The 26,326-nt window shown below is 64.2% G+C and carries 26 protein-coding genes; 13 read left to right on the top strand and 13 right to left on the bottom strand.

Annotated features, from left to right (window positions below):
• Positions 1–119: 119 nt before the first annotated feature.
• From HZZ13_RS15995 to HZZ13_RS15980, 4 genes are all read right to left on the bottom strand, one after another.
• Positions 120–1,250: an ABC transporter substrate-binding protein gene (locus HZZ13_RS15995; RefSeq protein ID WP_197960514.1), complete on the bottom strand. Its 1,131-nt coding sequence runs from the start codon at positions 1,248–1,250 to the stop codon at positions 120–122.
• A gap of 56 nt (positions 1,251–1,306) precedes the next feature.
• Complete coding sequence (locus tag HZZ13_RS15990; protein ID WP_197960513.1) at positions 1,307–2,182, bottom strand: shikimate dehydrogenase; 876 nt, start codon at positions 2,180–2,182, stop codon at positions 1,307–1,309.
• Between the two features lie 132 nt (positions 2,183–2,314).
• The gene (locus HZZ13_RS15985; RefSeq protein WP_197960512.1) at positions 2,315–3,253 is read right to left on the bottom strand and encodes a LysR family transcriptional regulator; all 939 of its coding nucleotides are present in this window, start codon (positions 3,251–3,253) and stop codon (positions 2,315–2,317) included.
• Between the two features lie 384 nt (positions 3,254–3,637).
• Positions 3,638–3,814: a hypothetical protein gene (locus HZZ13_RS15980; protein WP_036001797.1), complete on the bottom strand. Its 177-nt coding sequence runs from the start codon at positions 3,812–3,814 to the stop codon at positions 3,638–3,640.
• A 164-nt stretch (positions 3,815–3,978) separates the two neighbouring features.
• On the opposite strand from HZZ13_RS15980, the gene HZZ13_RS15975 reads away from it, so the two are divergent.
• From HZZ13_RS15975 to HZZ13_RS15945, 7 genes are all read left to right on the top strand, one after another.
• Positions 3,979–4,707: a helix-turn-helix transcriptional regulator gene (locus tag HZZ13_RS15975; protein WP_197960511.1), complete on the top strand. Its 729-nt coding sequence runs from the start codon at positions 3,979–3,981 to the stop codon at positions 4,705–4,707.
• An 83-nt stretch (positions 4,708–4,790) separates the two neighbouring features.
• Positions 4,791–5,450, top strand: a complete 660-nt coding sequence (locus tag HZZ13_RS15970; RefSeq protein ID WP_197960510.1) for an acyl-homoserine-lactone synthase — start codon at positions 4,791–4,793, stop codon at positions 5,448–5,450.
• A 1-nt stretch (position 5,451) separates the two neighbouring features.
• Positions 5,452–5,670 carry a hypothetical protein gene (locus HZZ13_RS15965; RefSeq protein WP_197960509.1) on the top strand — a complete coding sequence of 73 codons (219 nt, stop codon included), beginning with the start codon at positions 5,452–5,454 and terminating at the stop codon, positions 5,668–5,670.
• A gap of 304 nt (positions 5,671–5,974) precedes the next feature.
• Entirely contained in the window at positions 5,975–6,892 is a 918-nt protein-coding gene (locus tag HZZ13_RS15960) for a branched-chain amino acid ABC transporter permease (protein ID WP_197960508.1), read from the top strand.
• The gene (locus HZZ13_RS15955) at positions 6,889–7,833 is read left to right on the top strand and encodes a branched-chain amino acid ABC transporter permease (RefSeq protein WP_197960507.1); all 945 of its coding nucleotides are present in this window, start codon (positions 6,889–6,891) and stop codon (positions 7,831–7,833) included. The genes HZZ13_RS15960 and HZZ13_RS15955 overlap by 4 nt, the downstream gene beginning before the upstream one ends.
• Entirely contained in the window at positions 7,826–8,593 is a 768-nt protein-coding gene (locus tag HZZ13_RS15950) for an ABC transporter ATP-binding protein (protein WP_197960506.1), read from the top strand. The genes HZZ13_RS15955 and HZZ13_RS15950 overlap by 8 nt, the downstream gene beginning before the upstream one ends.
• Positions 8,586–9,299, top strand: a complete 714-nt coding sequence (locus tag HZZ13_RS15945; RefSeq protein ID WP_197960505.1) for an ABC transporter ATP-binding protein — start codon at positions 8,586–8,588, stop codon at positions 9,297–9,299. The genes HZZ13_RS15950 and HZZ13_RS15945 overlap by 8 nt, the downstream gene beginning before the upstream one ends.
• A 48-nt stretch (positions 9,300–9,347) precedes the next feature.
• Here HZZ13_RS15945 and HZZ13_RS15940 read toward each other — a convergent pair whose 3' ends face one another.
• The 3 genes from HZZ13_RS15940 to HZZ13_RS15930 form a co-directional block, all read right to left on the bottom strand.
• The gene (locus HZZ13_RS15940) at positions 9,348–9,707 is read right to left on the bottom strand and encodes a hypothetical protein (RefSeq protein WP_197960504.1); all 360 of its coding nucleotides are present in this window, start codon (positions 9,705–9,707) and stop codon (positions 9,348–9,350) included.
• A 588-nt stretch (positions 9,708–10,295) separates the two neighbouring features.
• Complete coding sequence (locus HZZ13_RS15935; protein ID WP_197960503.1) at positions 10,296–11,732, bottom strand: glutamine synthetase family protein; 1,437 nt, start codon at positions 11,730–11,732, stop codon at positions 10,296–10,298.
• Positions 11,733–11,844: 112 nt separating this feature from the next.
• Entirely contained in the window at positions 11,845–13,203 is a 1,359-nt protein-coding gene (locus HZZ13_RS15930; protein WP_197960502.1) for an aromatic ring-hydroxylating dioxygenase subunit alpha, read from the bottom strand.
• A 112-nt stretch (positions 13,204–13,315) separates the two neighbouring features.
• Here HZZ13_RS15930 and HZZ13_RS15925 point away from each other — a divergent pair, with 112 nt between their 5' ends.
• Entirely contained in the window at positions 13,316–14,101 is a 786-nt protein-coding gene (locus HZZ13_RS15925) for an IclR family transcriptional regulator domain-containing protein (protein ID WP_197960501.1), read from the top strand.
• Between the two features lie 65 nt (positions 14,102–14,166).
• The gene (locus HZZ13_RS15920; protein ID WP_197960500.1) at positions 14,167–14,499 is read left to right on the top strand and encodes a PRC-barrel domain-containing protein; all 333 of its coding nucleotides are present in this window, start codon (positions 14,167–14,169) and stop codon (positions 14,497–14,499) included.
• 75 nt (positions 14,500–14,574) lie between these two features.
• Here HZZ13_RS15920 and HZZ13_RS15915 read toward each other — a convergent pair whose 3' ends face one another.
• The 4 genes from HZZ13_RS15915 to HZZ13_RS15900 form a co-directional block, all read right to left on the bottom strand.
• A complete protein-coding gene (locus tag HZZ13_RS15915) occupies positions 14,575–15,009 on the bottom strand; it encodes a VOC family protein (protein ID WP_197960499.1) in 435 nt (144 codons plus the stop codon).
• Positions 15,010–15,138: 129 nt separating this feature from the next.
• Positions 15,139–15,870: a helix-turn-helix domain-containing protein gene (locus HZZ13_RS15910; RefSeq protein WP_246504445.1), complete on the bottom strand. Its 732-nt coding sequence runs from the start codon at positions 15,868–15,870 to the stop codon at positions 15,139–15,141.
• 247 nt (positions 15,871–16,117) lie between these two features.
• Positions 16,118–16,513: a group II truncated hemoglobin gene (locus tag HZZ13_RS15905; protein ID WP_197960498.1), complete on the bottom strand. Its 396-nt coding sequence runs from the start codon at positions 16,511–16,513 to the stop codon at positions 16,118–16,120.
• 2 nt (positions 16,514–16,515) lie between these two features.
• Positions 16,516–17,424 carry a helix-turn-helix transcriptional regulator gene (locus HZZ13_RS15900; protein ID WP_197960497.1) on the bottom strand — a complete coding sequence of 303 codons (909 nt, stop codon included), beginning with the start codon at positions 17,422–17,424 and terminating at the stop codon, positions 16,516–16,518.
• Positions 17,425–17,545: 121 nt separating this feature from the next.
• Here HZZ13_RS15900 and HZZ13_RS15895 point away from each other — a divergent pair, with 121 nt between their 5' ends.
• The 4 genes from HZZ13_RS15895 (at position 17,546) to boxB (ending at position 23,528) form a co-directional block, all read left to right on the top strand.
• Entirely contained in the window at positions 17,546–19,087 is a 1,542-nt protein-coding gene (locus HZZ13_RS15895) for a benzoate-CoA ligase family protein (protein ID WP_197960496.1), read from the top strand.
• 236 nt (positions 19,088–19,323) lie between these two features.
• Positions 19,324–20,136 (top strand): alpha/beta fold hydrolase, encoded by an 813-nt coding sequence (locus HZZ13_RS15890; RefSeq protein WP_197960495.1) that lies wholly within the window; start codon positions 19,324–19,326, stop codon positions 20,134–20,136.
• Between the two features lie 125 nt (positions 20,137–20,261).
• Positions 20,262–21,950 (top strand): 2,3-epoxybenzoyl-CoA dihydrolase, encoded by a 1,689-nt coding sequence (boxC, locus tag HZZ13_RS15885; RefSeq protein WP_197960494.1) that lies wholly within the window; start codon positions 20,262–20,264, stop codon positions 21,948–21,950.
• Positions 21,951–22,076: 126 nt separating this feature from the next.
• Complete coding sequence (gene boxB, locus HZZ13_RS15880; protein ID WP_197960493.1) at positions 22,077–23,528, top strand: benzoyl-CoA 2,3-epoxidase subunit BoxB; 1,452 nt, start codon at positions 22,077–22,079, stop codon at positions 23,526–23,528.
• Between the two features lie 115 nt (positions 23,529–23,643).
• Here the strand turns inward: boxB and HZZ13_RS15875 are convergent, their stop codons facing one another.
• Positions 23,644–25,200: an amidohydrolase family protein gene (locus HZZ13_RS15875; protein WP_246504444.1), complete on the bottom strand. Its 1,557-nt coding sequence runs from the start codon at positions 25,198–25,200 to the stop codon at positions 23,644–23,646.
• Between the two features lie 610 nt (positions 25,201–25,810).
• Positions 25,811–26,161: a hypothetical protein gene (locus tag HZZ13_RS15870; RefSeq protein ID WP_197960492.1), complete on the bottom strand. Its 351-nt coding sequence runs from the start codon at positions 26,159–26,161 to the stop codon at positions 25,811–25,813.
• Positions 26,162–26,326: the final 165 nt, after the last annotated feature.

Genomic DNA, 26,326 nt, shown 5'->3' with positions numbered 1-26,326 from the left:
ATTTGTCACGGTCGTCGCGGAAGCAGCCCCTCACCCCGCCCTCTCCCCGCGAAGGGCGGGGTGAGGGAGACGAAAGATCTCTCCCCGCGTAGAGCGGGGAGAGGGAGAAGGGCCACGCCTCACTTCACCTTCGGCAGCACCTGCTTCACCACCTGCTTGCCTTCGACCACCTCGACCAGGAAGCTCTGGCGGTCGATGTCGCCGGTGTCGCTGAAGGTGACGTCCATCAGGATGCCCGGCTCGTCCGCGGCCTTGATGGTGAGGCCGTGCAGCGTGTCGGCGAACTTCTTCGGGTCGACCTTGCCCATCTTTTCGGTGGTGGCCTTCACCATGTAGACGGCGAGGTAGCCCTTCAGGCCGTTATGGTCAGGCACGTAATTGTACTTCTTGGAGAACTTCTCGCGGAACGCCTTGACCAGATCGACCGGCGCGTCGGTGGTGAGGCCGACATGGCCGCGCGCGCCGTTGGCGGCATCGCCGGCGAGCTCGATCACCTTCTGGCCAATCAGCGTGGTCTCGCCCATCAGCGGCGCGGTGACGCCCTGGCGCTTCAGCTCTTTCAGGATGCGCGCGCTTTCTTCCTCATTCAGGTAGACGAACACGGCATCGGGGTTGGCGGCCTTGATCTTGCCGACGTCGGCAGCGAAGTCGGCCTGGCCCGCCTCAGTGGAAAGATCGGCGACGACCTTGGAGCCGAGCCGGTCGAGCTCCTTGACGATGACGTCGCGCCCGCCGCGGCCGAAGTCGTTGTTGACCCAGACCACCGCGACGGTCTTCGCCTTCATCTCATCATGGATGTACTTTGCGACCTTCGGCATCGAGGATTGCTGGCCGAACGAGGTGCGGAACAGGAACTTGTTTCCGGCTTGCGTCAGCTCGGCCGCTTCGCCGCCCATGATCTGCGCGATGCCGGCTTCTGCCGCGAGCGGCGCGGTCACCTTCACGGAGCCGGAATAGCCGGGTCCGAGCAGCACGTAGGGCTCGGCATCGAGCGCCTTCTGCACCTGAGCGCGCGCCACCCCGGGGTTGGATTGCGAGTCGGCGTGGCTGACCTCGAGCTTGCGGCCGAGCACGCCGCCTTTGGCGTTGATCTCCTCGATCGCAAGGTCGATGCCGTTCTTCCAGTTCGTGCCGACGGTGGCGCCGCCGCCCGAGAGCTCCGCGACGTTGGCGAGCTTGATCGCCTGGCCAAAGGCGCCCGTTGCGGTCATGACGGTGAGCAATGCGCCCACCACTAGCGTTGATTTCATCGTCCTCTCCTCCCGCTTCAAATCTTGCAAGCGGCCTTGTATCCGGCCGCTTCGCCTCAAGCTGCCTGATAGGCGGCGCCGCGCGCAGCCATCACGGCGTCGAAAGCCTCTCCCATGATCTCGGTCGATGGGGCAAGGCCTGTGAACAGTTCGAAGGCGTCGGCGGCCTGGTAGATCGCGAGCTCGCGGCCGGTCATGATCCGGGCGCCTTTCTCTCGCGCTGCGGCCAGCAGCGGCGTGATCAGCGGCGAATAGACGGCGTCGGCGACCCACAGGTCCGCCCTGAGCAGTGCCACGGGCACCGGCGTGTCACGGTTCGGCAGCATGCCGACCGGCGTGCCGTTGACGAGACCGGTCGCGCCGTCGAGTGCGTTCTCGACGCTGGCGGCGACGCGGGCGCCGCGCGGGGCGAGCAAGGCGGCCAGTTTCTCGGCGCGCGCCGGCTCGCTGTCGAAAATGCGGATGTCGGCCACCTCTCGGCTCGCCAGCGCAAACGCGATGGCCTTGCCGACGCCGCCGGCGCCGATCACGGCCACGGCGTTGCCGGAGGGCCCCAGCAACGGCGCCACCGCCCGCGCGAAACCCGTGGTGTCGGTGTTATGGCCGATCAGCCGGCCATCCCTGACGACGATGGTGTTGACCGCGGCCATGCTGGCTGCGCCCGGCGCCAGTGCGTCGAGCAGCGGCACCACCGCTTCCTTGTAGGGGTACGTGACATTGACGCCGGCAAAGCCGAGCCGCCGGACGCCCTCGAGCATCATGCGCAGCCCGGCCGCATCGGCGCCGGCGACCTCGATGAGCTGGTAATGGCCGGCGAGGCCGAGCGCCTCGGCGGCGCGCTCGTGCATGGCGGGCGACGCGGAATGCGCGATCGGGGCGCCGATCAGGCCGGTGAGGAGCTTCTTGCTGGCGGCGTATCCGCGTTTCGACATGGTTCGCGATCGTCTCGTTGGGAGAGTCCGGCCCCGGCCATTAACGGGGACATCCGTGCAATTCCAGCTGCGACGATAGCCTTTCCCCCGCCTAACACAATTACCCTTTTATCCGGCTAACCTAACATCATGTTATTTCTTCCGCCCGCGTGCCGGGACGGTCTTGGCACTGCCGCGGGACGGCTCGACCGCGCGCATCTCGGTGCGCAGGGCCTCGATGAAATACTCGGCATGCAGCGACAGCGGCGTGCCGCGCTTGACCGCGATGTAGGTGTCGAACCGCGTCGGCTCGGCGATCTTCAAAAGCTCGATGCCGGGATAGCCGCCATGGGCGACGGTGAACTGGTCGATGATGGCGATGCCGAGCCCCGCCTTCACCAGTGCGCAGACCGTGGTGCCGAAGCGCGCGCGGATCGTGATGTTGTAGTCGAGCCGATGGCGCGCGAAGATCCCGGCCATGATGCGGCCGTAGGGATCGTTGGGGTCGATGCCGATCAGCGGATAGCGCGTGATCTCGGCGGCCGAGACCTGGTTGCGGCCGGAGAGCTCGTGGCCGGGCGGCACGATGCAATAGAGCTCGCCCGAGGCGAGCGGCATGAAGTCGAGCCCGGAATGCTCGAGCCGATAGCTCATCGCCACGCACTCGCCGCGGCCGAGCATGAGGTAGTCGATGGCTTCCTCGAGCTTGAGGATGTTGATGTCGATGCCGAGATCGGGATAGCGGCGGCGGACGCGTTCGATCGCACGCGGCACCATCACCTGGGAGATGCTCGGCACCGAGCCGATGCGCAATTCCGAGAGGCCGCCGCGGCCGATCTTGGAGATGATCTCGGAGAGGTCGTCGACCTTCTTGTAGACGCCGTTGATCTGCTCGAAGATGTTTTCGGCTTCCGGCGTCGGGAAGTAGCGCCCGTTCTGGCGCTGGAAGAAGCGGATGCCGAGCGACCGCTCGGTGTATTTGACGAGGCGGCTGATCCCCGGCGCCGAGACGTTGAGCAGCTTCGCCGCACCGCCGATGGTGCCCGTCACCATCACGGCACGGATCACTTCAACCTGGCGCAGCGTCATCATGGCATGGGCATCCGGAAAACGACCGTAGCAGCGATCATCTCACGAGAGCCGCAATGTCATCCAGCGCCAAGTGGCTCGATGTGGACGGAGGCAAGTCCCGTGTCCCGGACGCGCTGCAACGCTTTTGGCGTTGCGGCGCAGAGCCGGGACCCAGAAAGCCAGGAGGAGATTGTGGGTGGATGGGCCCCGGCTCTGCAGCGCATCGTCGAAGAGACGCTGCGCTGCGTCCGGGGCACGCGAGCGCGGCCGCTTCATCAACCCTCTGAACAGGAGGAGAGGGGGCCAAAATTCTCTTTCAGAGTGTTTCGACGGAAATCCGCGCGTTCAAATTGAAGGGCGCGTCGCGCGATCTGTTGCTTCGGCGTCGTCTGTTGCAACCGCGTTCTAGCTCGCCGGCCCTTCCGGCGACACGCTCTCGGCCAGCTCCGCGCGCTCGCTCTGCAGCACCTCGCGCGCAAACTCGATGATCTTCTGCTTGTTCGCCGTTTCGCGGACGGCAAAAAACACGCGGTTCAATTCCAGGCCGAGCACGCTGTTGAGGGCGATGTCCTCGTCTTCCATCGTTGGTTTCCCGCTTCGGACGCTCTCAGGTGTATCGTGGCGTCAATTCTGCCACAAGTAGTTAAATCTTCAGAGCGGAGAGCACCGGGAAACTACGGCCACAGCGAATTGAGGCAGTCTGCGAATACGTGCTATACGGAAGCGGCGAGGTCAGGAAACGTACGATGTCCGCCGTAGACTATGGCCGGGAGGCGCTCGACTTCATTGAAGGCCTGCAGACCTACCGCAAGGTACCAGAGGCCATGAATGCGCTCGAAGCGGCCTTCGGTCGCTTCGGCTTCGAAACCATCATCGTGACGGGCTTGCCCAATCCCGATCAGCAGTTTGCGCAGATGGTGCTCGCCAAGCGCTGGCCTGCGGGATGGTTCAGCCTCTACACCGAGAACAATTACGATCGGTTCGATCCCGTCGTGCGCTTGTGCCGTCAGTCGGTCAATCCGTTCGAGTGGTCGGAAGCGCCCTATGATGCGGAACTCGAGCCGAATGCGGCCGAGGTGATGAACCGCGCCAGCGAGTTCCGCATGTCGCGCGGCTTCATCGTGCCGATCCACGGGCTCACCGGCTACGAGGCCGCGGTCTCGCTAGGCGGTGTCCATCTCGACCTCAATGCCCGCAGCAAGCCGGCGCTGCACCTGATGGCGATGTATGGATTCGACCACATTCGCCGCATGCTCGAGCCGATGCCGCATCCGTCGACGCGTCTCACTCCGCGTGAGCGCGAGGTGATCGCCTGGGCTTCGCAGGGGAAGTCGGCCTGGGAAATCGGCGAGATCCTGCACATCACCCAGCGCACCGCCGAAGAGCATCTTGCAACTGCCGCGCGCAAGCTCGGCGCCGTCAACCGTACGCATGCGGTAGCGCTTGCGATCCGGAACAAGATCATCGCTCCCTAAGCCGCCTTACTGGGAAATTTCCCAATACCGAAGCTGCGTCTTTTCGCAGACTCTGCCTCCATTGAGGATCAATGGGGGCTTTCATGATTCACGCAATTTCCGCGGTAAATCGCCACCTTTATGAAGACGTGATCGAGCAGCATTTCCGGCTGCGTCACGACATCTTCGTCGAGGAGCGGCGCTGGGAGACGCTGCGCAGGCCGGATGGCCGCGAGATCGATTCCTACGACGACGAGGACACCGTCTATCTGCTGGCGCTGGAAGGCCGCCGCGTCGTCGGCGGTCATCGGCTCTATCCGACCACCAAGCCCTCGATGATGAGCGAGGTGTTTCCGCATTTGGCGGCGGTTCGCGGCTGGCCCGCCGATCCCTTGGTGTGGGAATGGTCGCGCTACTTCGTCGTGCGCGATCGCCGCGACGGCGCGCTCAATCTGCAACTGATGGCCGCGGTGCAGGAGTTCTGCCTCGATCAGGGAATCGCGCGGGTCAGCGCGATCATGGAGACCTGGTGGTTGCCGCGCTTCCATGAAGCCGGCTTCGTCGTGACGCCGCTCGGCCTGCCGGCTCTGGTCGAGAACGCATGGACCATGGCGGCGACCATCGACATTCGTCGGGAGACGCTCGATGCCTTGCATCGTCGGATCGGCACGGCTTCGGTCGTGCAGCAGGACGGCCCTCGTCTCGATGCCGTCGCCCGTGCCAACCTCTGCGGTCATGCTGCCGCGCAACGAAAGAGCGCCTGAAATGTCGAACGTGATGCGGGACAGCCAGATCATGGCGCAAATGAAAGACGAGGATCTCGGCTACATGTCCGACATGGCACTCGAGCTGGCGCAGATGGCGGACGATTCGGGGCTGACGACGCTTGCCTATCTGTTTCGGATGGCGGCCCTGGAGGCATCGACGGCACACTCTGTTCTCGCCGAACCGGACGAGCTCCCCCGGCAGATGACGTCGCACTAGCCGCAGCCCTGCCCGATTCCAGGCGATATCGCACCCCTCTCACTGCCAGCCGGTGAGAGGGCGACGTCGTTGGGTGCGGCAGGTTGCCTCATGCCGCGCGGCAGCCTTTTTGCATCGCGAGGCGCGTCTCGGCCGGATGCGCCGAGATGCAACAAAGTGCATGTCTGGTGTCGAATCGCTCTTGCCTCGGAACGATACTGCCATTACCCATTTTTCGGCCTTGAAGAGGCAGGGGGAGCTCTTTCACTGATGGCGACTATGTTCGAACATCGGCGCGACGCTGCGCGCGCCTGAAAGAGTCTTGATGCTGCTCGTCGTCGAACAATTCTTGAATGGGCTGCAGTTCGGCCTGCTGCTGTTCCTCCTCGCGGCGGGCCTGACGCTGGTGTTCGGGATCATGGATCTCGTCAACCTCGCGCACGGTTCGCTCTATATGATGGGTGCCTATTTCGCCGCGACCTTCGCGGCCTGGACCGGCAGCTTCTTAGCTGGCGCGCTGATGGCGCTCGGGGCGACGCTCGTGCTCGGCATCGTGCTGGAGGTGACGGCGCTGCGGCATCTCTATGGCCGCGACCATCTCGACCATGTGCTCGCGACCTTCGGCCTGATCCTGTTCTTCAATGAAGCCGTGCGGCTGATCTGGGGCCCGGCGGGCCTGGCGCTGCCGCTGCCGGCCTGGCTCACCGTGCCGGTGCCGATCCTGCCCGGCATTCATTATCCCGCCTATCGCCTCGCCATCATCGCGGTGGCGCTGCTGGTCGCGCTCCTGCTCTATCTCGGCGTGATGCGCACCCGCATCGGCATGCTGATCCGCGCCGGCGCCTCCAACCGCGAGATGATCGGCGCCCTCGGCATCAACATCAAGCTGCTCTACACGCTGGTGTTCGGCCTCGGCGCCGCGCTCGCGGGCCTTGCGGGCCTGATGCAGGCGCCGATCCTGACCGTGCAGATCGGCATGGGCGAGAACATCCTGATCCTCGCCTTCGTCATCATCGTGATCGGCGGCATCGGCTCGATCCGCGGCGCGTTCCTCGCCGCGATCTTCGTCGGCATGATCGACACGCTCGGCCGCGCCTTCCTGCCGAACCTGCTCCGCCAGGTGCTGAGCGGCGCCGCGGCATCCACCGCCGCACCCGCGCTGTCCTCCATGCTGATCTATCTCTTGATGGCGATCGTGCTGGTGGTGCGGCCGGAGGGGCTGTTCCCGGCCAACCGTCGATGAAGGGTCTGAGCGTGAGCAAGGCCGTCACGGCCCTGATGCTGGCGGGCCTCGTGCTGCTGCCGCTCTATTCGCAGCTGTCCGGCAACATCTTCATCCTGACGCTGTTCACCCGCATCATCATCCTGGCGCTGGCGGCTGCGAGCCTCAACCTGATCATGGGCTTCGGCGGCATGATGAGCTTCGGCCATGCCGCCTATCTCGGCATCGGCGGCTACGCCGTCGGCATGCTGGCGCAGGAAGGCATAGGTTCCGGCTTCATCCAGTTTCCGGTCGCGCTTGCGGCGTCGGCGATCTATGCGCTCGTCATCGGCGCGCTCTCGCTGCGCACGCGCGGCGTCTACTTCATCATGATCACGCTGGCCTTCGCCCAGATGGCCTATTACGTCGCCTCGGGTCTGGCGCGTTACGGCGGCGATGACGGCCTCACCATTTACAATCGCAGCGACTTCTCCGGCCTCGTCAATCTCGGCAATCGCGTGCAGTTCTACTATCTCTGCCTCGCCTGCCTGTTCGGCGTCATCTTCCTGATCTGGCGCATCGTCAATTCGCGCTTCGGCCTCGTAGTGCAGGGCCTGCGCTCCAACGAGCAGCGCATGCAGGCGATCGGCTTCCCTGCCAAGCGCTACCAGCTGGTCTGCTTCGTCATATCAGGCACGATGTGCGGCCTTGCCGGCGCGCTGCTCGCCAACAACACCGATTTCGTCAGCCCGGCTGTGATGTACTGGACGCGCTCCGGCGACCTCATGGTGATGGTGATCCTCGGCGGCATGGGCACGCTGTTCGGCCCGATCATGGGGGCCGTGGTGTTCCTGCTGTTGGAGGAGTTCCTGTCGCAGATCACCGAATATTGGGCGCTGATCATGGGCCCGCTGCTGCTGCTCATCGTCCTGTTCGGCCGCGGCGGCATCATGGGCGTGCTCGGGAGGGCTGGCCGTGGCTGAACCCTTGCTCCGCGTCGAAAAGCTGGTGCGCCGCTTCGGCGGCATCATCGCGACCGACAACGTCTCGCTCGACGTCGCATCCGGCGAGCTGCACGCCATCATCGGCCCGAACGGCGCCGGCAAGACCACGCTGATCAGTCAGCTCACCGGGCACCTTGCGCCGCATTCCGGCAGCGTCTTGCTGGCGGGGCGCGACATCACCTACTTGCCGGCCTATCGCCGCTGTGCGCTGGGCTTGGCGCGTTCGTTCCAGATCACCTCGCTGCTGCTCGACTTCACCGCCGCCGACAATGTCGCGCTGGCGGCGCAGGCGCATGCCGGCACCTCGTTCCGCTTCTTCGCCAATGCGCGCAAGGAGCGATCCTTGCGCGATGCCGCACACGCCGCGCTCGACCGCGTCGGCCTTGGCCATCGCGCCGATGTCGTGGTGAACCGGCTCAGCCATGGCGAGCGCCGCGAGCTCGAGCTCGCAGTCGCGCTCGCCAGCAAGCCGAAATTGCTGCTGCTGGATGAGCCGATGGCCGGCCTCGGCGTGACCGAATCCCAACGCATGGTGAAACTGCTCCAGGAGCTGCGCAAAGAGGTTTCGATCGTGCTGGTCGAGCACGACATGCCGGCGGTGTTCGCGCTCGCCGACCGCATCACGGTGCTGGTCTATGGCCGCGTCATCGCCTCCGGCGATCCGGCCGCGATCCGGGCCAACGAGGACGTCAAGCGCGCCTATCTGGGCGATCAGCATGTGGTGACGCATCATGGCTGACACGCTGCTCGAGGTCGACGGCATCGAGACCTGTTACGGCCTGTCCCAGGTGCTGTTCGGCCTGTCGCTGTCGATCAAGGCCGGCGAGATGGTCTCGCTGATGGGCCGCAACGGCATGGGTAAGACCACCACCATTCGCTCCATCATGGGCCTGACGCCGGCGCGCGCCGGCACCATTCGCTTCGCGGGCGCGGAGGTGCGGCAGCTTCCGTCCTACAGGATTGCCAAGCTCGGCGTCGGTCTCGTTCCTGAGGGACGCCAGATCTTCCCGAACCTCACCGTGCGCGAAAACCTGGTCGCGGCTGCGGCCGATCGCTTCAACAGCGATAATCCCTGGACGCTCGCCGCAATCTACGTGCTGTTCCCGCGCCTTGCCGAGCGTGCGTCCAACATGGGCAACCAGCTCTCCGGCGGCGAGCAGCAGATGCTCGCGATCGGCCGCGCCTTGATGACGAATCCAAAACTCCTGATCCTGGACGAGGCGACCGAAGGCCTCGCGCCGCTGATCCGCGAGGAGATCTGGAATTGCCTGTCGCTGCTCAAGAGCCGCGGACAGTCGATCCTGGTCGTCGACAAGAACGTCGACCATCTCGCCCGCATCTGCGATCGCCATTACATCATCGAGCGCGGCAAGACGGTGTGGAGCGGCACCTCCGACGAGCTGATGGCCGCGCCGGACCTGCAGCACAAATATCTGGGAATTTGAGCCCCGCTCCAGCAGCACCGCAATGACGGAAGAGATCGACGCGATCTTTCACCAATAGATCCCATGCCGATGCAGCTCGCGGATGACGCGCGCCTCGGTGGACGGCTGCCGGCGCTTCGGCTTGGCGCTTTCGGTCGTCGTTGTCGTTGAGGAGGCAGGCCGGGCGGACGTTGTCGCGGCCGGAATTGCCGGGGCCGCTGCGGTCGATGCAGCTGGCGCGGTCGTCGCCGTCTGCACATTCGCCGGTAGCGGGCCTTGAGTCGTCTGCGCCGGAACTGGCGTCGTCGTGGCCGGCTGTTCAGTCTGCTGGCTCGCATTGCTCGCCGCCAGGCTGAGGCTCCGCGAACCGCCAGCGCAGGCCTGACTTGCTAGCAGAGACATCGCGGCGATCAGGATCAGCTTGCGCATGGCAATCCCCGTCATCTGGTCAATCGATCTTACCCAATCCCCATAGGCTTAGCGCGCGAGGCGGTGCACGCCGATCTCGATCAGGGTGGTCCGGCAGGACAGGCGATAGATCAGGCTGAAAAGTTGACCCCACATGACCGAACTCCATTGTTGATCATCGGAAGCCGTTATACGCCGCCTGCCTTTCCGGCGTTTTTCGCCGGATGAGGAAAATGGCTTCGTCCGGGGGTGGCGCGATGTCGTCGGAACATTCCGGAAGAAGTCGCCTCACGCGGGCGTGAAGCAGCGCGCCGATCAAGGCCGGACCGGATTCCGATAGAGGCCGGTAGTTGTCCCGAGATGAAGCGTGCGCGGCGCGGCAGTATCGTGCGGGCGGCCTTCAGACCCGGTTATTGTATGAGTTCCGATCGCGAAGACGATCCGCCGATCCTCATCTGCTCAAAATGCGGGCGGCCAATGAAGTTCCTGGCGACACTACCTGGAATAGTCACGCTGCCTGCGGAGCACGTCTATTATTGCGTCGAGTGCCGTCGGGTGGACACGATTCGGCTGAGGTGAGGCGCCGGTGCCGGGTCGCGCCGGACTTGCTCAAAACATCTCGAAATATTCGCGATGCTCCCAGTCGGTCACTTCAGACAGGAAGCGGTCGATCTCGGCGTTCTTGATGTGGGTGTAATAGTCGACGAACTCCGCACCCAGCTTCTCGCGGAAGAACGGATCGTCCTTCAGCGCCGAGACCGCATCGCGCAAGCTTTTCGGTAATGGCGGCGCCTTGGTCTCGTAGGGCGTGTCGGCCGAGGGGCCGGGATCGAGCTTGCGGTCGACGCCGTCGAGGCCGGAGAGAATCTGCGAGGCCATGTAGAGATAGGGGTTGGCGGCGGGCTCGCCGATGCGGTTCTCCAGGCGCGTGGCGGCATCACCCGCGCCGCCGAGCACGCGGATCATCACACCGCGATTGTCGCGACCCCAGATCGCACGGTCGGGCGCCAGCGAATAGGAGCGGTAGCGCTTGTAGCCGTTGATGGTCGGCGTGGTGAACAATGTCGAGGCGCGGGCGTGATCGAGCAGGCCGGCGAGGTAGGATTTGCCGAACGCGCTGAGCGGTTCGCTGCCGTCTTTGGCCATGAACAAATTGTCGCCGCTCGCGCGCGAGACCACCGACTGATGCAGGTGCCAGCCGCTGGCGAACACGTTCGGCAGCTTCGGTCGGCACATGAAGGTGGCGTGATAGCCGTGGCGGCGGGCGATCTGCTTCACGGCGCTGCGGAACAGCACCATGTTGTCGGCGGGCTCGAGGCCCGTCTTCGGCTGGAACGTGAATTCGCACTGGCTCGGTCCGAACTCGACCTCGACCGAGCGCAAGGGCAGCCCCAGCGCGACGATGTCGCGGCGCAGGATCTCCAGCACCGGCTCCATCTGATCGAAGCGCTGCTCGGTGAGATATTGATAGCCGTGGCTGAGCAGGCTGACCGAGGGCGGCGTGCCGGGCTGGCCTGCGTCTTCCGCGCGCATGTGCGGATCGTCGAGCCTGAAGATGTGGAATTCGACCTCTAACCCCGCCACGAAATCGTAGCCGCGCGCGCCGAGCTCGTCGAGGACGCGCTTGTAGAGCCCGCGCGTCGCGAACGGCACCCGGCGGCCGTCATTGAAATAGAGGTCGCACAGCACCCAGCCGGTGGTGGGCGCCCACGGCAGCACGCGAAACGTGGTGGTATCAGGCACCATCAGCACGTCGGCCGCGCCCTCCATCTCCTTCATGCCGAAGCCGCCGCCTGCGGTGAACACCGGGAATACCGTGCGGTGCGAGGTATCCTTGGCCAGCATGGTGGTGGTGATCGAGCAGCCGCTCTCCAGCGAGGCGATCGCCTCGGACGCGACGATGGTCTTGCCGCGCAAGATGCCGTGCTGGTCGGGGAAGGCGAGGCGGATGACCTCGAGGTTCTTCTCCTCGGCGATGCGGCGCATGCGCTGGGCTGCGTCCCTCTGCTCATCCGACCACAGCGCATGATGCGCGACGAAAGTCACTCGACTACTCCCCGATAGCTGTCGTTCCGGGATGGTCCGAAGGACCAGACCCGGAACCTCGAGATTCCGGGCTCGATGCTATCGCATCGCCCCGGAATGACGGTGCCTTAAATTACTCCGCTGCCGTCAACCGGTGCACGTTGTCCGCGATCTCCTTCGGCACCGGCGCGGTCCACGGTGCCCCGCGGCGGCGCTTGACGTCGACTTCCATCCAGTAGGTCTCCCAGCCCCGGGTCGGGCCGATGCCGTCCATGGTCGCGGGTCCCTGGATGCTGCGCGCGTTGGCTGCGTCCAGAAACAGCATCGGTTTCTCGCCGCCTTGGACCTTCTCGATCTCCTGCCGCAGCAGGCGGCGATATTGCACGATTGCCTTGTCGGATTGTCCGAGATGTTCCTTGGTTCGGTCCTGGATCGCGCCCATCGATTCCACCGCCCACTGGTCGTGGACGTTGATGTCGTTGCCCATGCCGGTATAGGTCGCGGTCTGCTGCTCGTGCGGATCGAAGCCGTAATCGTTGCTGCGGTTCTTGCGCGATTTGTAGTCCGGCAGCTCGTAGAGCTCGAGTCGCTGGTCCCTCATCTTCTGCTTGTCCACGGGCGCCGTGTAGCTGGTGAAGATCGCGTACCAGTAGCAGTTCTCGTCATCGACGGGCACGTGCCATTGGGTGATCGTCATCTCCGTGCTCATGGGGATGACGAATCCATGTGGGAAGAGCTGGTTGGTGACGCGCACATGGGTGCGCTCCTCGTCGATCTCGCGCAGCGCGATCAGCCTGAGGCCATATTCGGTGTGCTCGACATTGATGATCGGGCGGTCATATTCGCGCAGGATCTTCGTCATCGGCAGATCGCTGCCGGCGGAGGCGCCGCGGAATTGCTTGCCGTAGGCGGTGGACGTGTCCTCGTCCTCGAAGAAGCGATGCAGATAGGAGGCGTGGGCGGGATCGATGCCGACCTCCAGCGCCTGCAGCCAGTTGCAGGCCATGTGCCCCTTGAACGCGAATGTATGGCTGCCCGGCGCGACGAAGCAGTCGATCTCCGGGAACGCGGGCGGGGTGCCTTCGCCGAGATAGGCCCAAAGGATGCCGCTCTTCTCCACCACGGGGTAGGAGCGCTGGCGGATGTTCTGGCAGAGTTTTGAATCCTTCGGCTCGGCCGGCGTCTCGATGCACTGGCCGGTGGCGTCGAATAGCCAGCCATGGAAGGCACAGCGCAGGCCGCCATGCTCGAGCCGCCCGAAGGCGAGGTCGGCGCCGCGATGGGCGCAGTGGCGGTCGATCAGGCCATAACGTCCCGTCTCGTCGCGGAACAGCACCAGGTTCTCGCCGAGCAGTTTGACCGGACGGATGGGGCGAGCCCCCTCCAGCTCGTCCACCAGCGCTGCCGGCTGCCAGTAGCTCCGCATCAGCTTGCCGCAGGGGTCTTTCGGCCCGGTGCGGGTGATCAGGTCGTTCTGCTCCTGGCTCATCATGGCGAGTGCATCCTTTGTGGAGTGGCGTTTGTTCGCCTATTGAACGAATGGGCGAATTATGACATGCCTTGGAGCGGCAGCAAGCACTATTTTGCAGGATTGTCCCGGCGCCATGCCCAAGCTGAAACGGAGCGAGACTGACGAGCGGGCGACGGATTTCGTCGAGGCTCTCGACCGCGGTCTGCGCCTGCTGCAGTGCTTCGGCACCAATGCCGGCCCGATGACGTTGAGCGATCTTGCCCGCGCGGCCGATCTGCCGCGCGCGACGGCGCGGCGGATGCTGTTCACGCTGCAGCGTGGCGGTTTCGTCAGCGGCGACGGCAAGCTGTTCGCGCTGACGCCGCATGTGCTGTCATTGGCTGCGTCCTATTTGCGATCCAACCAGCTCGTCACGGTGCTACAGCCGGTGCTCGATCGCGTCGCGACGGCGGCGAATGAAATCTCCTCGCTCGCCGTGCTCGACCGCGACGAGGTCGTTTTCATCGCCCGCAGCAGCCCGACGCGCCTGTTCTCCGGCGGGCTCGAGATCGGCTACCGCCTGCCTTCCTTCTGCACCTCGGTCGGCCGCGCCATGCTCGGCCAGCTCGACGACGCCGAGCTCGCTGCGCGCCTGAAGACGATGAAGCGGGAGGCGCTGACGCCGCAGACGGTGACCGACCCGAAGGCGCTGCTCGCGCGCATCGCTGCCGACCGCGCCCAGGGCTACGCCCTGGTTGACCGCGAGGCCGAGCCGCATTTCCGCTCGATCTCGGTCCCCGTCCGCCGCTACGACGGCATCATCGTCGCCGCGATCAACATGGGCGCCCATGTCGACCGCGTGCCGGCGCAGGAGCTGATCGATCGTTTCCTGCCGCTGCTGCGGCAGGGGGCGGAGTCGGTGCGGTCGCAGCTTCTATAGCTGCTCCCGCCGCCTCGAAACCGGTGCTATAATTGCCGCTAATACAAGAGAACAGGGAGGAGACCATGCGCCACACCATGGTTCCCAGTGATCGCGTGGAGCACGTCGCCGTCTACGGACGCGACGGCACGAAGCTCGGCACGATCGAGCGGCTGATGCTCGACAAGATGAGCGGAACGGTCGCCTATGCCGTGATCAAGACCGGCGGGCTGCTCGGCACCCACCACCACTATCCGCTGCAGTGGAGCGCGCTGAAATACGATCCAAGCCGCCAGGCCTTCCAGACCGAGCTGACGCTGGACGAGCTCAGCAGCGGCCCGTGCGAGTTCGATGGCGACGCGTTCGACTGGGGCGACCGCTCGCGGCCGTACCCGCATCCGCACTACTGGTCGATCTAGCGGGGAAACGGCCGGCCAGCTCGCATACGCGGCTGGCTCTAGCGGCGGCCGATCGTTGTCCGACGCGAGCGCCCGCTATCCGGCGAGCGGCTGCTCGCCGACCTTGGGCCAATAGGTGCCAAAGCTCCAGAGCCCGCCCTCCGGATCGCGTGCGGCGAAATCGCGGCTGCCATAATCGGTCGTGTGGGGCTCCATCTCGATCCGCGCACCGGCGGCTTTCACCTTTTGATAGAGCGCGTCGGGATCATCGACAGCCAGATAGACGGCGTCCGTCCGCCGGGCGTCGATGGCACCAATCAGTTTGGCGTAGGCGTCGTCGCGATGCGCGCCCAGCATGAGGATCGACGATCCGAACGTCAGTTCGGCGTGAACGACCGTGCCCTCCTTTCGATACACCACCCGTTCGGCAAAGCCGAGAACGTCCGTCAGCCAGGCGATCATCGCCTCCGCATCCTTGCAGCGCATGGTGTGGTAGAGGCGCGGCGCTTCATAAACGTTCGGCGGGTTCATGGCACTCTCCAAGCTCGTTGCGAGACGTCCGGTGCAAGTCCTTGTCTGTTGCGAGGCCGACCGTAATTCGGATCACGGCGGCCGGCTTGAACAAATGGGACTTGACCCGAGGCTCGCGCTGTTTCGGCGCTAGCCTCCGCCGTCCCGCGTCAGGCGTAGATCGACGGCATCGAGCCGCGCGGCCCATCCGGTCGGCGTCTCTCCGCTGAACATCCGGAAATCGCGAGCAAGATGTGCCTGGTCGGCATAGCCGGCCTCCGCGGCAATTACAGCCCAGCCGCCTGTGCGGTTCGTTCGGGCCAGGGTGCAAGCTCGATGAAAGCGCAGCATCTGGGCCAGCACCTTTGGCGGAACGCCGATCTCGTGGTGGAAGCGGCGCGTGAGATGCTTGCGGCTCCAGCCGATCTCGGAGGCAATGTCGGCGATTCTAACCGCGCCCGCGCCTTGCCAAAGCGTGTCCAGCGCGAAAGCGACTTCAGGGGAGGGCTCGTGTACGGCGCGGCGAAGCACGAAGTCTTCCACGATCTCGAATCGTCGCTGCCAGCCGACCGCCTCAGCGACCCTGGCGCGGAGGTCCCTACCGAGTGATCCCAGAATGTCGTCGAGGCCGACGATCCGCGCGGTCAGATCGGGCACGGCTCCTCCGAAGAAGCGATACGCCCCGAGCGGCGTGAAATCGACCTGAACGCATTCGGCGCGCCCATCGGATTCGATCACGACCGGCCCAGGAAAGAGACCCGCCGCGAAACTCGGCCGCGCATCGGCAGTGTCCGGTTGGTGTCCGAGCGCAATGCGGAAGGGCGTTCCCAAATTCACCAGCAGAGGCAGTGTAAGCGGCGCGGCGTGCCGGAAGGCGGCCAAGCCGATGCCGCGCTCGCGGTAGAACGAAATGCTGGAGATCAGACGCGCAAGGCGCGGCGAGGCCGACCGACGGATGATATCAGGAGGTGCGTCCATCACGCGCTAACGCTCCGTCGCTTCGCGCTCCATGCGAACGGTGTCAGGGAGCCTGTCGGTCATGTCTGGAGCTTAGCAGGCGATCGCCGCGGAACTCAAATGGGCCGGTGCGGGGCACGCCGTCGAATTGCGCCGAAGCGCAACCGCCCTGTCACGGCCGGTTGCGCATCCAGTCGGCAAGACCTGATAGCGCCTTGTCGAGATCCTGTCGCGCGGCCGCGTCCGCCACCGTCTCCTCCAGCGCGCCGCGCATGCAGAGCATCCACGCGTCGCGCTCGGCGTCCCCAATGGCGAAGCCGAAATGGCGCTGGCGCAGCCGTGGATGGCCTTTCTCGGGGGTATAGAGCCGCGGGCCGCCGGTCCATTCGGTGAGATAGCGCTTCAGCACGTCCCGGATCAGGCCGAGATCGGCAGCATGCATGGCGCGGACGATCTTCGCCTCCGGCAGCGAGTCCATGCGGTCGTAGAAGCGGTCGACGAGGGCGTCGATCGTGGCGCGGCCGCCGATCCGCTCGAACATGGAGCTGGCAACGTCGGTGGAGGTCATCTCTACAGCGCCACGCTGCGCAGCCCGAAGCTGCGCGCTTCGTTCTGCAGCACCGGCCGTACCGCATCGATCAGCCGCGCGGCGGCGGCATCGACGGATAGCCCCGCGGTATCCACCACCGCGGTCGCGCGCGAATACAGCGGCTCGCGGCTCAGCAAAATGTTGCGCAGCTCGGTCATCGCCGAGCGATCATCCGCCATCGGGCGCAGATCGCCCTGGCGGCGCACGCGCGCCATGTGCTCCTCGGGTTCGGCCTTCAGCCAGATCGTGTAGAACGAGCTCAGGACCTGGTCGAAGGTCAAAGGCTCCGAGACGATGCCGCCGCCGGTCGCCAGCACCATCAGCTCGTTGCGCGCGAGCAGCTGTTGCAGCGCCGCCTGCTCCATGCGGCGAAAGCCTTCCTGGCCGTACAGCGCGATGATCTCGGCGACCGAGAGCCCGTTCTGCTGCTCGACCTCCTTGTTGAGCTCGACAAAACTCCAGCCGATCTTCTTCGCCAGGATTTTGCCGAGGGTGGACTTGCCGGCGCCGCGCAGGCCGATCAGCGCGATGCCGCAAAATGGCGCGCGCCGCGGCGCCGAGGCGCTGCCCCCAGTGAGCAGATCCTTTGCTTGCGCGATCTGGCTGGGCGTCGCCTTGCGCAGGAGGTCGCGGAACATCTGCCAGTCCCGCGTCGGATCGGTGCTCGGCAGCAAATCTTCGAGATGGGCGCCCATCGCATCGGAGGCGCGGCGCAGCAGCACGATCGAGACATTGCCCTTGCCGCTTTCGAGCTGCGCGATGTAGCGCTCCGAAATCCCTGACACTTTGGCGAGCACTTTGCGCGACATGCCGCGCAACGCGCGCATGGTGCGCACACGCTGGCCGAGCTGTTCGAGGAAGCGGGATTCGGCGTCGGGACTTTCGGTCATGAGCCTTCTTTACAGGGGTCCTGCGGCGCGTTTTAATGAAACATAGTGCCTGCTGCCATTGACAGCAAGCCGCCGTGGTGTCTTTCTATGAATTATAATTCTAAATTCGGGGGAGATGTCCGTGAGCGAGGGATCCTACAACGCGGTGACCTGGCTGCTCGACCGTAACGTCGAAGAGGGCAGGGGCAGCAAGCTCGCCTTCGATGACACCGTCTCGCGGCTCACCTATGGCGAGCTCCTGCAACAGACCCGCCGCGCCGCCAACATGCTGCGCCGGCTCGGCGTCCGCCGCGAGGAGCGCGTGGCGATGATCATGCTGGACACGGTCGATTTCCCGATCGTGTTCCTGGGCGCGATCCGCGCCGGCATCGTGCCGGTGCCGCTCAACACGCTGCTGACCGCGGACCAATACGCCTACATCCTCGCCGACTGCCGCGCACGCGTGCTGTTCGTGTCCGAAGCGCTCTATCCTGTCATCAAGGACGTCGTCGGCCGCATGCCGGATCTCGAGCATGTCGTGGTCTCCGGCGCCAAGCAGAACGGCCACAAGCAGCTTGCCGAAGAGCTCGCCGGCGAGAGCGATCAGTTCACCACCGCCGCGACGCATCCGGACGAGCCGGCGTTCTGGCTCTATTCGTCGGGGTCGACAGGCATGCCGAAGGGCGTGCGCCATTTGCATTCGAATCTGCAGGCGACCGCCGACACCTACGCCAAGCAGGTGCTCGGCATCCGCGAGAGCGACGTGTGTCTCTCCGCGGCGAAATTGTTCTTCGCCTATGGCCTCGGCAATGCGTTGACCTTTCCGATGTCGGTCGGCGCCAGCGTGATCCTCAACAGCGAGCGGCCGACGCCGGCGCGCATGTTCGAGCTGATGAACCGCTACAATCCCTCGATCTTCTACGGCGTGCCGACCTTGTTCGCGGCGATGCTCAACGACGAGACGATGAAGGGCGAGCGTGGCGGCAAGGCTTTGCGGATCTGCACCTCCGCCGGCGAAGCGCTGCCGGAATCCGTCGGCCACAGCTGGAAGGCACGCTTCGGTGTCGACATTCTCGATGGCGTCGGCTCGACCGAGCTGTTGCACATTTTTCTCTCGAACGCGCCCGGCGACATCAAATACGGCACGTCCGGCAAGCCGGTGCCTGGCTATGCGGTGCGGCTCGTCAACGAGGCCGGGCAGGACGTTGCCGACGGCGAGGTCGGCGAACTCCTGGTCGATGCGCCCTCCGCCGGCGAAGGCTACTGGAACCAGCGTCACAAGAGCCGCCGCACCTTCGAGGGGCCCTGGACCCGCACCGGCGACAAATATGTCCGCGACGCGGAGGGCCGCTACACCTTCTGCGGCCGCGCCGACGATATGTTCAAGGTCTCCGGCATCTGGGTCTCGCCGTTCGAAGTGGAGAGCGCGCTGATCACGCATCCGGCGGTGCTGGAAGCTGCCGTCGTGCCCGAGGCCGATCCGGAAGGACTCCTGAAGCCCAAGGCCTTCGTCGTGCTGCGCCCGGGCGCCAAGACGACGGATTTGCAGGAGATGCTCAAGGAGCACGTCAAGCAGAAGATCGGCCCCTGGAAATATCCGCGCTGGATCGACGTGGTGGACTCGCTGCCGAAGACCGCGACGGGCAAGATCCAGCGGTTCAAGCTGCGGGAAGGCGCGCATTGATGGTGCAGGCAGCGGACTCGCCTTCTTACCCTCCCCTGGAGGGGGAGGGTCGGCACGCAATCGAGCGAAGCGAGGTGCGTGACGGGGTGGGGTGATCTCTCCACGCGGGCACCGCATCTGCGGAGAGGCTGTCACCCCACCCCGATTCACAGCTCGCTGCGCTCGCTGTGAATCGACCCTCCCCCTCCAGGGGAGGGTGGACACTTCACTCTGCGGCTAGGAACGGGAATTCGACCATGACGCAACTCACCCCCACCGGTTTCCTCAGCATCGGCGGCGCCAGCCTCGAATACAAATGGCTCGCGCCACTTTCCGCCGACGCCCCCACCATCGTCATGCTGCATGAAGGCCTCGGCTGCGTCGGCTTGTGGGGCGACTTCCCCGAGAAGCTGCAGCAGGCCACCGGCGCGGGCATCTTCGTCTATTCGCGCGCGGGCTACGGCCAGTCCAGCCCGGTCGCGCTGCCGCGGCCGCTCGACTACATGCATCGCGAGGCCTTGGACGTGCTGCCGAAGCTGCTCGACATGATCGGCTTCAAGCGTGGCCTGTTGCTCGGCCATTCCGACGGTGCCTCGATCGCGACCATCTATGCCGGGGCGCATCAGGATCATCGCCTCAACGGCCTCGTGCTGATCGCGCCGCACTTCATCGTCGAGGACATCTCGATCAAGTCGATTGCCGCGATCAAGACGACGTTCGAGACCACGGACCTCAGGGCAAAGCTCGCGCGCTGGCACAAGGACGTCGACAACGCCTTCAAGGGGTGGAACGGCGCCTGGCTCGATCCAAAATTCCGCGATTGGGATATCTCCGAATACCTCGCCTATATCCGCGTGCCCGTCCTGATCGTGCAGGGCGTCGATGATCAATATGGGACGCTGCGCCAGGCCGAGATCGCCCAGGAGGAATGTTACTGCCCGGTCGACCTGAAAATCATTGCTAGCGCAGCGCATTCCCCGCATCGCGAGGCCCCAGGGCCCGCCCTCGATGCCATCACGCAGTTCGCCAAGGCCGCCTTGCGGGACGATCCAGGGCTTCAGGCCGCATGAGGCGTCCGCGCGCCTAGATGAAGCAAAGTGCATGAAAGCCCGAGATTCGGACTGGACTAACCCCACAAGATGCACTATTGTGCATCTAACGCTCCAAAACGCATAACCAAGCTCAAGGGTGGCTCATGGCCGGGGAAGATCGGCGCCTCGCAGGCGGCGCGACATTCATCGATTTCCAGACTGAACCGTCCCGCTACAAGCATTGGAAGCTCGCGGTCGATGGCGACGTCGCGACGCTGACCATGGACGTCGACGAGAATGGCGGCCTGTTCGAGGGCTACCAGCTCAAGCTCAATTCCTACGATCTCGGCGTCGACATCGAGCTCGCCGACGCGATCCAGCGCCTGCGCTTCGAGCATCCGCAAGTGAAGGTCGTAGTGCTGCGCTCGGCCAAGAACCGCGTGTTCTGCGCCGGCGCCAACATCCGCATGCTCGCGGGCTCGACCCACGCCCACAAGGTGAACTTCTGCAAGTTCACCAACGAGACCCGCAACGGCATGGAAGATTCGTCGGAGAATTCCGGCCAGCGCTTCATCACGGTCGTGAACGGCTCCGCCGCCGGCGGCGGCTATGAGCTGGCGCTCGCGACCGACCACATCATCCTCGCCGACGACGGCTCCTCCGCTGTGGCGCTGCCCGAAGTGCCGCTGCTCGCGGTGCTGCCGGGCACCGGCGGTCTCACCCGCGTCGTCGACAAGCGCAAGGTGCGGCGCGACCACGCCGATGTCTTCTGCACCATCGAGGAAGGCGTCAAGGGCAAGCGCGCCGTGCAATGGCGCCTCGTCGACGAGATCGCGCCGAACTCCAAGCTCGAGGCCAGGATCGCCGAGCGCGCCAAGGAGTTTGCGGCAGCCTCGACGCGCAAGGGCAACGGGAAAGGGATCGCGCTGACGCCGCTCAGGCGTCTGATCGACCAAAACAGCATCCGCTACGGCTTCGTTACCGTCGACATCGATCGCACCGCCCGCATCGCCACCATCTCGATCAAGGCGCCGGAGGCCGCGCCGCCCGCCGACATCGACGGCATGATGGCGCAAGGCGCCTCGTTCTGGCCGCTGCAAGTGGCGCGCGAGCTCGACGATGCCATCCTGCACTTGCGCATCAACGAGCTCGAGATCGCGATGCTCGTGTTCAAGAGCCATGGCGAGCGCGCCCATGTGCTGGCTTGCGATGCTTTCCTCGAAGCCAACAAGGCACACTGGCTGGTCAACGAGATCAGGCATTACTGGAAGCGCGTGCTCAAGCGCATCGACGTCACCTCGCGCACGCTGGTGACGCTGGTCGAGCCCGGCTCCTGCTTTGCCGGCACGCTCGCCGAGCTCGTCTTCGCCGCCGACCGCTCTTACATGCTGATCGGCACGCGCCAGGGCGACAATCGTCCGCCGCCGTCGATCGAGCTGTCCGCCATGAACTTCGGCCCCTATCCGATGAGCCATGGGCTAACGCGGCTGCAGGCGCGCTTCCAGGCCGATCCGTCCGATCTGGAGCGCGCGGAAGCAACGCTCGGCACCAGCCTCGACGCCGAGCAGGCCGAAGAGCTCGGCCTCGTCACCTTCGCGCTCGACGACATCGACTGGGACGACGAGGTCCGCGTGTTCCTCGAGGAGCGCGCCAGCTTCTCGCCCGACAGCCTCACCGGCATGGAAGCGAGCCTGCGCTTCGTCGGCCCCGAGACGATGGAATCGAAGATCTTCGCGCGCCTCACCGCCTGGCAGAACTGGATCTTCCAGCGCCCGAATGCCGTCGGCGAGGAAGGCGCGCTGCGCCGCTACGGCAGCGGCCAGAAGCCGAAATTCGATATGACGCGAGTGTAGAGGGCGAATGGTGAGTAGCGAATGGCGAATAGAGAGGAATCTATTCGCTACTCGCCATTCGCCACTCGCCAGCCCGGACTTCGCAGGTAGCGATCAACTCATCCAATCCCAACACGGGAGGTCCACATGAACATGAACATCATGAACGTCGACTACTCGACCAAGATTCCCAACAACGTCAATCTCGCCGAAGACCGCCAGGTGCTGAAAGCGCTGGAGGGCTGGCACCCCGGCTACATGGACTGGTGGAGCGACATGGGGCCGGACGGCTTCCAGGAATCGCTGGTTTACTTGCGCACCGCCTACTCCGTCGATCCGCGCGGCTGGGCCAAGTTCGATTACGTCCGCATGCCCGAATATCGCTGGGGCATCCTGCTTGCGCCGCAGGAGGAGAATCGCGTGGTGCCGTTCGGCGAGCATTATGGCGAGCCGGCCTGGCAGGAAGTGCCGGGTGAGCATCGCGCCATGCTGCGCCGCCTGATCGTGATCCAGGGCGACACCGAGCCGGCCTCGGTCGAGCAGCAGCGACATCTCGGCAAGACCGCGCCCTCGCTCTACGACATGCGCAACCTGTTCCAGGTCAATGTCGAGGAAGGCCGTCACCTCTGGGCGATGGTCTATCTGCTGCAGAAATATTTCGGCCGCGACGGCCGCGAGGAAGCCGACGATCTCCTGCGCCGCCGCTCCGGCGACGCCGATGCGCCGCGCATGCTGGGCGCCTTCAACGAGGCGACGCCGGACTGGCTGTCCTTCTTCATGTTCACCTATTTCACCGACCGCGACGGCAAGATGCAGCTGCACTCGTTGGCGCAGTCCGGCTTCGATCCCCTGTCGCGCACCTGCCGCTTCATGCTGACGGAGGAAGCGCATCACATGTTCGTGGGCGAGACCGGCATCACCCGCGTGGTGCAGCGCACCTGCGATGCGATGAAGGCGGCCGGCATCACCGATCCCACCGACATCGCGAAGGTGCGCGCGCTCGGCGTGATCGATCTTCCGACCATCCAGAAGAAGCTGAACCTGCACTACACGCTCTCGCTCGATCTGTTCGGCTCGGAAGTCTCGACCAACGCGGCCAACGCCTTCAACGCCGGCATCAAGGGCCGCTATCACGAGACCCAGATCGACGACGATCATCAGCTCAAGAATTCCACCTATCCGGTGCTCAAGCTGATCAACGGCGAGATCAAGCTGGTCGACGAACCCGCGCTGACCGCGCTCAACATGCGCCTGCGCGACGATTACAGCCAGGATTGCGTCAAGGGCATGCTGCGCTGGAACAAGGTGATCTCGACTGCGGGCTACGACTTCAAGCTGACGCTGCCCAACGTCGCCTTCCACCGCCACATCGGCGAGTTCAAGGACGTGCACGCGACGCCCGACGGCATCCTGATCGACGACGCCACCTGGGCCAAGCGCAAGGACGAGTGGCTGCCGTCGGCCAGCGACGGCGACTTCATCACCTCCCTGATGCAGCCCGTCACCGAGATCGGCCAGTTCGCCTCCTGGATCTCGCCGCCCAAGGTCGGCATCGACAACAAGCCCGGCGATTTCGAATATGTGAAGATCGAGTCGTAAGGCTACGACACAGCTCCACACTCAGTGTCGTCCCGGACAAGCAAAAGCCTGGCAACCCATCGCGTTGCCAGGCTAGCGCCAGCGGAGCGGGCGACGCTCCGCTGGCGCCGTTCGCTTACGCGGCGCGCACGTAGCCGTAACGCAAGTTCGAGGGTTGCTTCGCCGCCTGTGTGTACTCGTTCTTGAGCGCCGCGAGGCGGTCCTCGGAATAGGCAGGCATCCCGGTGTTGTCGGCGGCCTTCAGCTTGATCTTGTAGAACCTGGTTGCGTTGCCGGCGAAGATCTGCTGCTTGGTGGCGCTGTTGGCGTCGCCGAGCGGCGCAAAGGCGTACTTCTTTTGCATGTCCTCCGGAATTTCGAGCCGGCGCAGCGCCTCGATCTGCCACTGCGGTGAGCCGTACCAGACCGAGTCGGTGCCCCACATCACGTGGTCGACGCCCATGCCCTTGATCAACGTGCCGACCAGCGCGGCGCAGAACTTCGGATGCGCCACCGCCGAGTTGGCAAAGGAAGTGCCAAGCTCGGCATAGACGTTGGTGACGCCGAACTTCTGCGGGATTTCCGCGAGATCGGTAGCCCATTGGATGCGGCCCGTCTGCTCGAACTCTGCCCATGCCTTGTCCGGCAGCTCAAGGAAAGGTCGTAGCGCCGAGTGGTAGATCACGAAGTTCATCTGTGGCCAATCCTTGGCGGCTTTTCCGATGTCCCAGGCCGTTGCGTATTCCCACACCCCGGCAAAAGACTTCTCGTAGTCGGGTGGCAGCAGCCCCTTGTGGACGCACAGCGTGTTGATGCCCGCCTTCACCGCTTTCTCGTAGAACGGATACATCAGCTGTTCGTCGTCGAGCCGCCATGGGAACTTGGAGGGCGCCAGCGGGTCGCCGATCGTGTAAGACTTCCAGGAATCGGGCTTATAAACTGCGATGGCCTTGTCGACCTCGTCCATCCACCCGGGTTGTTTCGGGGTGATGACGCTGTGCGCCAAGAGGCGCCGCGAGCCGGCGAAGTCGTTGATCAGCTCGCGCGCCTTGACGATCTGCTCGTTGGACAGAAGCCACCAGCTCGGGTCGTCGAACGGCGCGCCGCTCAGGAGCGCCATGTTGGTATCGCTATCGTAGTAGATCTCTTTCACGTAGTTCTGGAACTTGTAGCGAGCGAGGGAGGAGACGCCTTCCTCCTTCATCTTCGGGTTCCAGTGCTGGCTTGCGAACTCGCCTAAGCCCAAGAGCTCCTTGTGGTCGAAGTCGTCGCGCACGAAATGGGTCTGGACGTCGAAGATGAACTGGTCGGCGAGGCTTTGCGCCCGGGCCAGCATCAGCTCTGGCTCGCGGGCTTCGGCGGACGCAACCTGGAAGACATTGCCGTAGATGTCGTTCATGGCGAGGAACGCTGCCGCCATGCCGCAGCTCGTGTGCAGGAACTGCCTGCGGCTCAAGCCGAGGTGTTTGCCGTTCACGTCGGCGAGCTCGTTGATCCGAGCCTCGACCTTCTTTTGCGTAGCGCTCTGCGGGGGCGGGAGATACTCGCCGTTGGAAACAATCTGGGTCGGAATCGGCAGTGCCGCCGATGCCACCTCCGCGCCCGCGACGAGACGCTGTTCTCGCTCACTAAGCCAGGTGCTCATTGTTCTCCTCCCGCTTGTTGACCTTTGAAAGTGCAGGGTGGCGCGCATGAGGCTGCGCGTTTGGGTCATGCCACATCAGTTAGGTGGACCTGACAGCGCATGCCTCTCCTGTTCACTAACCATCACACACGCCACACGCCGAGGCGGCGCTTCATCACTTCACCCTGTGAAAGCGCAGGCAAATTGGAAAACGATTTGCGGTAGCTTCACATCATCGTCGAGTGAATGCTCAAACCTCCATTGGTGCAAGGGATGTAATCCGACAGTCGCACTGTCCCAATGCGCATCATTCTTTCATCTGATTGTCTTCAGAGGCGAAGTTTATTTATTGGCATAAAGGCTCGTTGCTCAAATGGACTGCGTCGGCCCATGGCCCTTGCCGATTATTTCCAAATATTTGTTGGCAGGTCGGGCATCAGAGCTAACCCGGACCTAGCCGAACCGCGGCTTCATCGACGCGAATGGCCCGAGGCTGCCTAGTTGATGCTCACCCAAGCCTCGGCTGTCGAGGATAGACCGGAAGCGGCTCGCAACGGTCTCGACCGCTGATTTTGACCCAGAACGGACTTCGGTGTGAAGGACTCTCACCCGCTCAGACCCTGCTTCTTCAATCTCGTAATTTGACGGCGCGGTACCCTAAGGCAAGGCGGCCGCGTCACTAGCCCGTCCGGAACGCGACGACGAACTGAATCAGGCGCACGGTTGCAACAACGTACAGAACTATTACGGCAATTCGGATTCCCATATGCCACTGCTGCTTGTTGAGTCGATGCAATCCGTTCAATGCATTGAGGACCGCGAGCAGCGCCCCGATCGCTAACACGACGTATCCTGCGAACTCGTCATAGAGAACACCAAGCAGTTCAATGGAAACAGCCTGCTTGATGACGTGGGAGCCCGCAGCGATGATTACGGTCGCCATAAGAAGATTTCTGACGTGGTCGAATAGGTCTTTCAGGCCGTCTTGATCGAGCAGTCTTACGCCTGTTGCCCGAAACAGCTCGCGCATAATTGCCTCCATTTGTCTCAACGCGCCCCACTCCAAACCTGCAAGACCGCGCTGTCATGCCCAATTTTGCTAGGGTTGTCAGGAGCCGGCTTGAACGCAGCACGATGGCCCTGCCGCGTTCAGCCTGGGGCCAAATGTCAGGACCATTGATTGACCTCGAACGCA

This window comes from Bradyrhizobium agreste (genome assembly GCF_016031625.1).
Taxonomy (GTDB): Bacteria; Pseudomonadota; Alphaproteobacteria; order Rhizobiales; family Xanthobacteraceae; genus Bradyrhizobium; species Bradyrhizobium agreste.
The sequence above is the reverse complement of the archived record's forward strand: the minus strand, read 5'-3'. Positions and strand labels throughout refer to the sequence as shown.

Excerpts from the sequence above, each read along its gene's own strand:
- HZZ13_RS15995 (WP_197960514.1), bottom strand. The coding sequence starts at position 1,250 with ATGAAATCAACGCTAGTGGTGGGCGCATTGCTCACCGTCATGACCGCA.
- HZZ13_RS15990 (WP_197960513.1), bottom strand. The coding sequence starts at position 2,182 with ATGTCGAAACGCGGATACGCCGCCAGCAAGAAGCTCCTCACCGGCCTG.
- HZZ13_RS15985 (WP_197960512.1), bottom strand. The coding sequence starts at position 3,253 with ATGATGACGCTGCGCCAGGTTGAAGTGATCCGTGCCGTGATGGTGACG.
- HZZ13_RS15980 (WP_036001797.1), bottom strand. The coding sequence starts at position 3,814 with ATGGAAGACGAGGACATCGCCCTCAACAGCGTGCTCGGCCTGGAATTG.
- HZZ13_RS15975 (WP_197960511.1), top strand. The coding sequence starts at position 3,979 with ATGTCCGCCGTAGACTATGGCCGGGAGGCGCTCGACTTCATTGAAGGC.
- HZZ13_RS15970 (WP_197960510.1), top strand. The coding sequence starts at position 4,791 with ATGATTCACGCAATTTCCGCGGTAAATCGCCACCTTTATGAAGACGTG.
- HZZ13_RS15965 (WP_197960509.1), top strand. The coding sequence starts at position 5,452 with ATGTCGAACGTGATGCGGGACAGCCAGATCATGGCGCAAATGAAAGAC.
- HZZ13_RS15960 (WP_197960508.1), top strand. The coding sequence starts at position 5,975 with ATGCTGCTCGTCGTCGAACAATTCTTGAATGGGCTGCAGTTCGGCCTG.
- HZZ13_RS15955 (WP_197960507.1), top strand. The coding sequence starts at position 6,889 with ATGAAGGGTCTGAGCGTGAGCAAGGCCGTCACGGCCCTGATGCTGGCG.
- HZZ13_RS15945 (WP_197960505.1), top strand. The coding sequence starts at position 8,586 with ATGGCTGACACGCTGCTCGAGGTCGACGGCATCGAGACCTGTTACGGC.
- HZZ13_RS15940 (WP_197960504.1), bottom strand. The coding sequence starts at position 9,707 with ATGCGCAAGCTGATCCTGATCGCCGCGATGTCTCTGCTAGCAAGTCAG.
- HZZ13_RS15930 (WP_197960502.1), bottom strand. The coding sequence starts at position 13,203 with ATGATGAGCCAGGAGCAGAACGACCTGATCACCCGCACCGGGCCGAAA.
- HZZ13_RS15925 (WP_197960501.1), top strand. The coding sequence starts at position 13,316 with ATGCCCAAGCTGAAACGGAGCGAGACTGACGAGCGGGCGACGGATTTC.
- HZZ13_RS15920 (WP_197960500.1), top strand. The coding sequence starts at position 14,167 with ATGCGCCACACCATGGTTCCCAGTGATCGCGTGGAGCACGTCGCCGTC.
- HZZ13_RS15915 (WP_197960499.1), bottom strand. The coding sequence starts at position 15,009 with ATGAACCCGCCGAACGTTTATGAAGCGCCGCGCCTCTACCACACCATG.
- HZZ13_RS15905 (WP_197960498.1), bottom strand. The coding sequence starts at position 16,513 with ATGACCTCCACCGACGTTGCCAGCTCCATGTTCGAGCGGATCGGCGGC.
- HZZ13_RS15900 (WP_197960497.1), bottom strand. The coding sequence starts at position 17,424 with ATGACCGAAAGTCCCGACGCCGAATCCCGCTTCCTCGAACAGCTCGGC.
- HZZ13_RS15890 (WP_197960495.1), top strand. The coding sequence starts at position 19,324 with ATGACGCAACTCACCCCCACCGGTTTCCTCAGCATCGGCGGCGCCAGC.
- boxC (WP_197960494.1), top strand. The coding sequence starts at position 20,262 with ATGGCCGGGGAAGATCGGCGCCTCGCAGGCGGCGCGACATTCATCGAT.
- boxB (WP_197960493.1), top strand. The coding sequence starts at position 22,077 with ATGAACATGAACATCATGAACGTCGACTACTCGACCAAGATTCCCAAC.
- HZZ13_RS15875 (WP_246504444.1), bottom strand. The coding sequence starts at position 25,200 with ATGCGCGCCACCCTGCACTTTCAAAGGTCAACAAGCGGGAGGAGAACA.
- HZZ13_RS15870 (WP_197960492.1), bottom strand. The coding sequence starts at position 26,161 with ATGCGCGAGCTGTTTCGGGCAACAGGCGTAAGACTGCTCGATCAAGAC.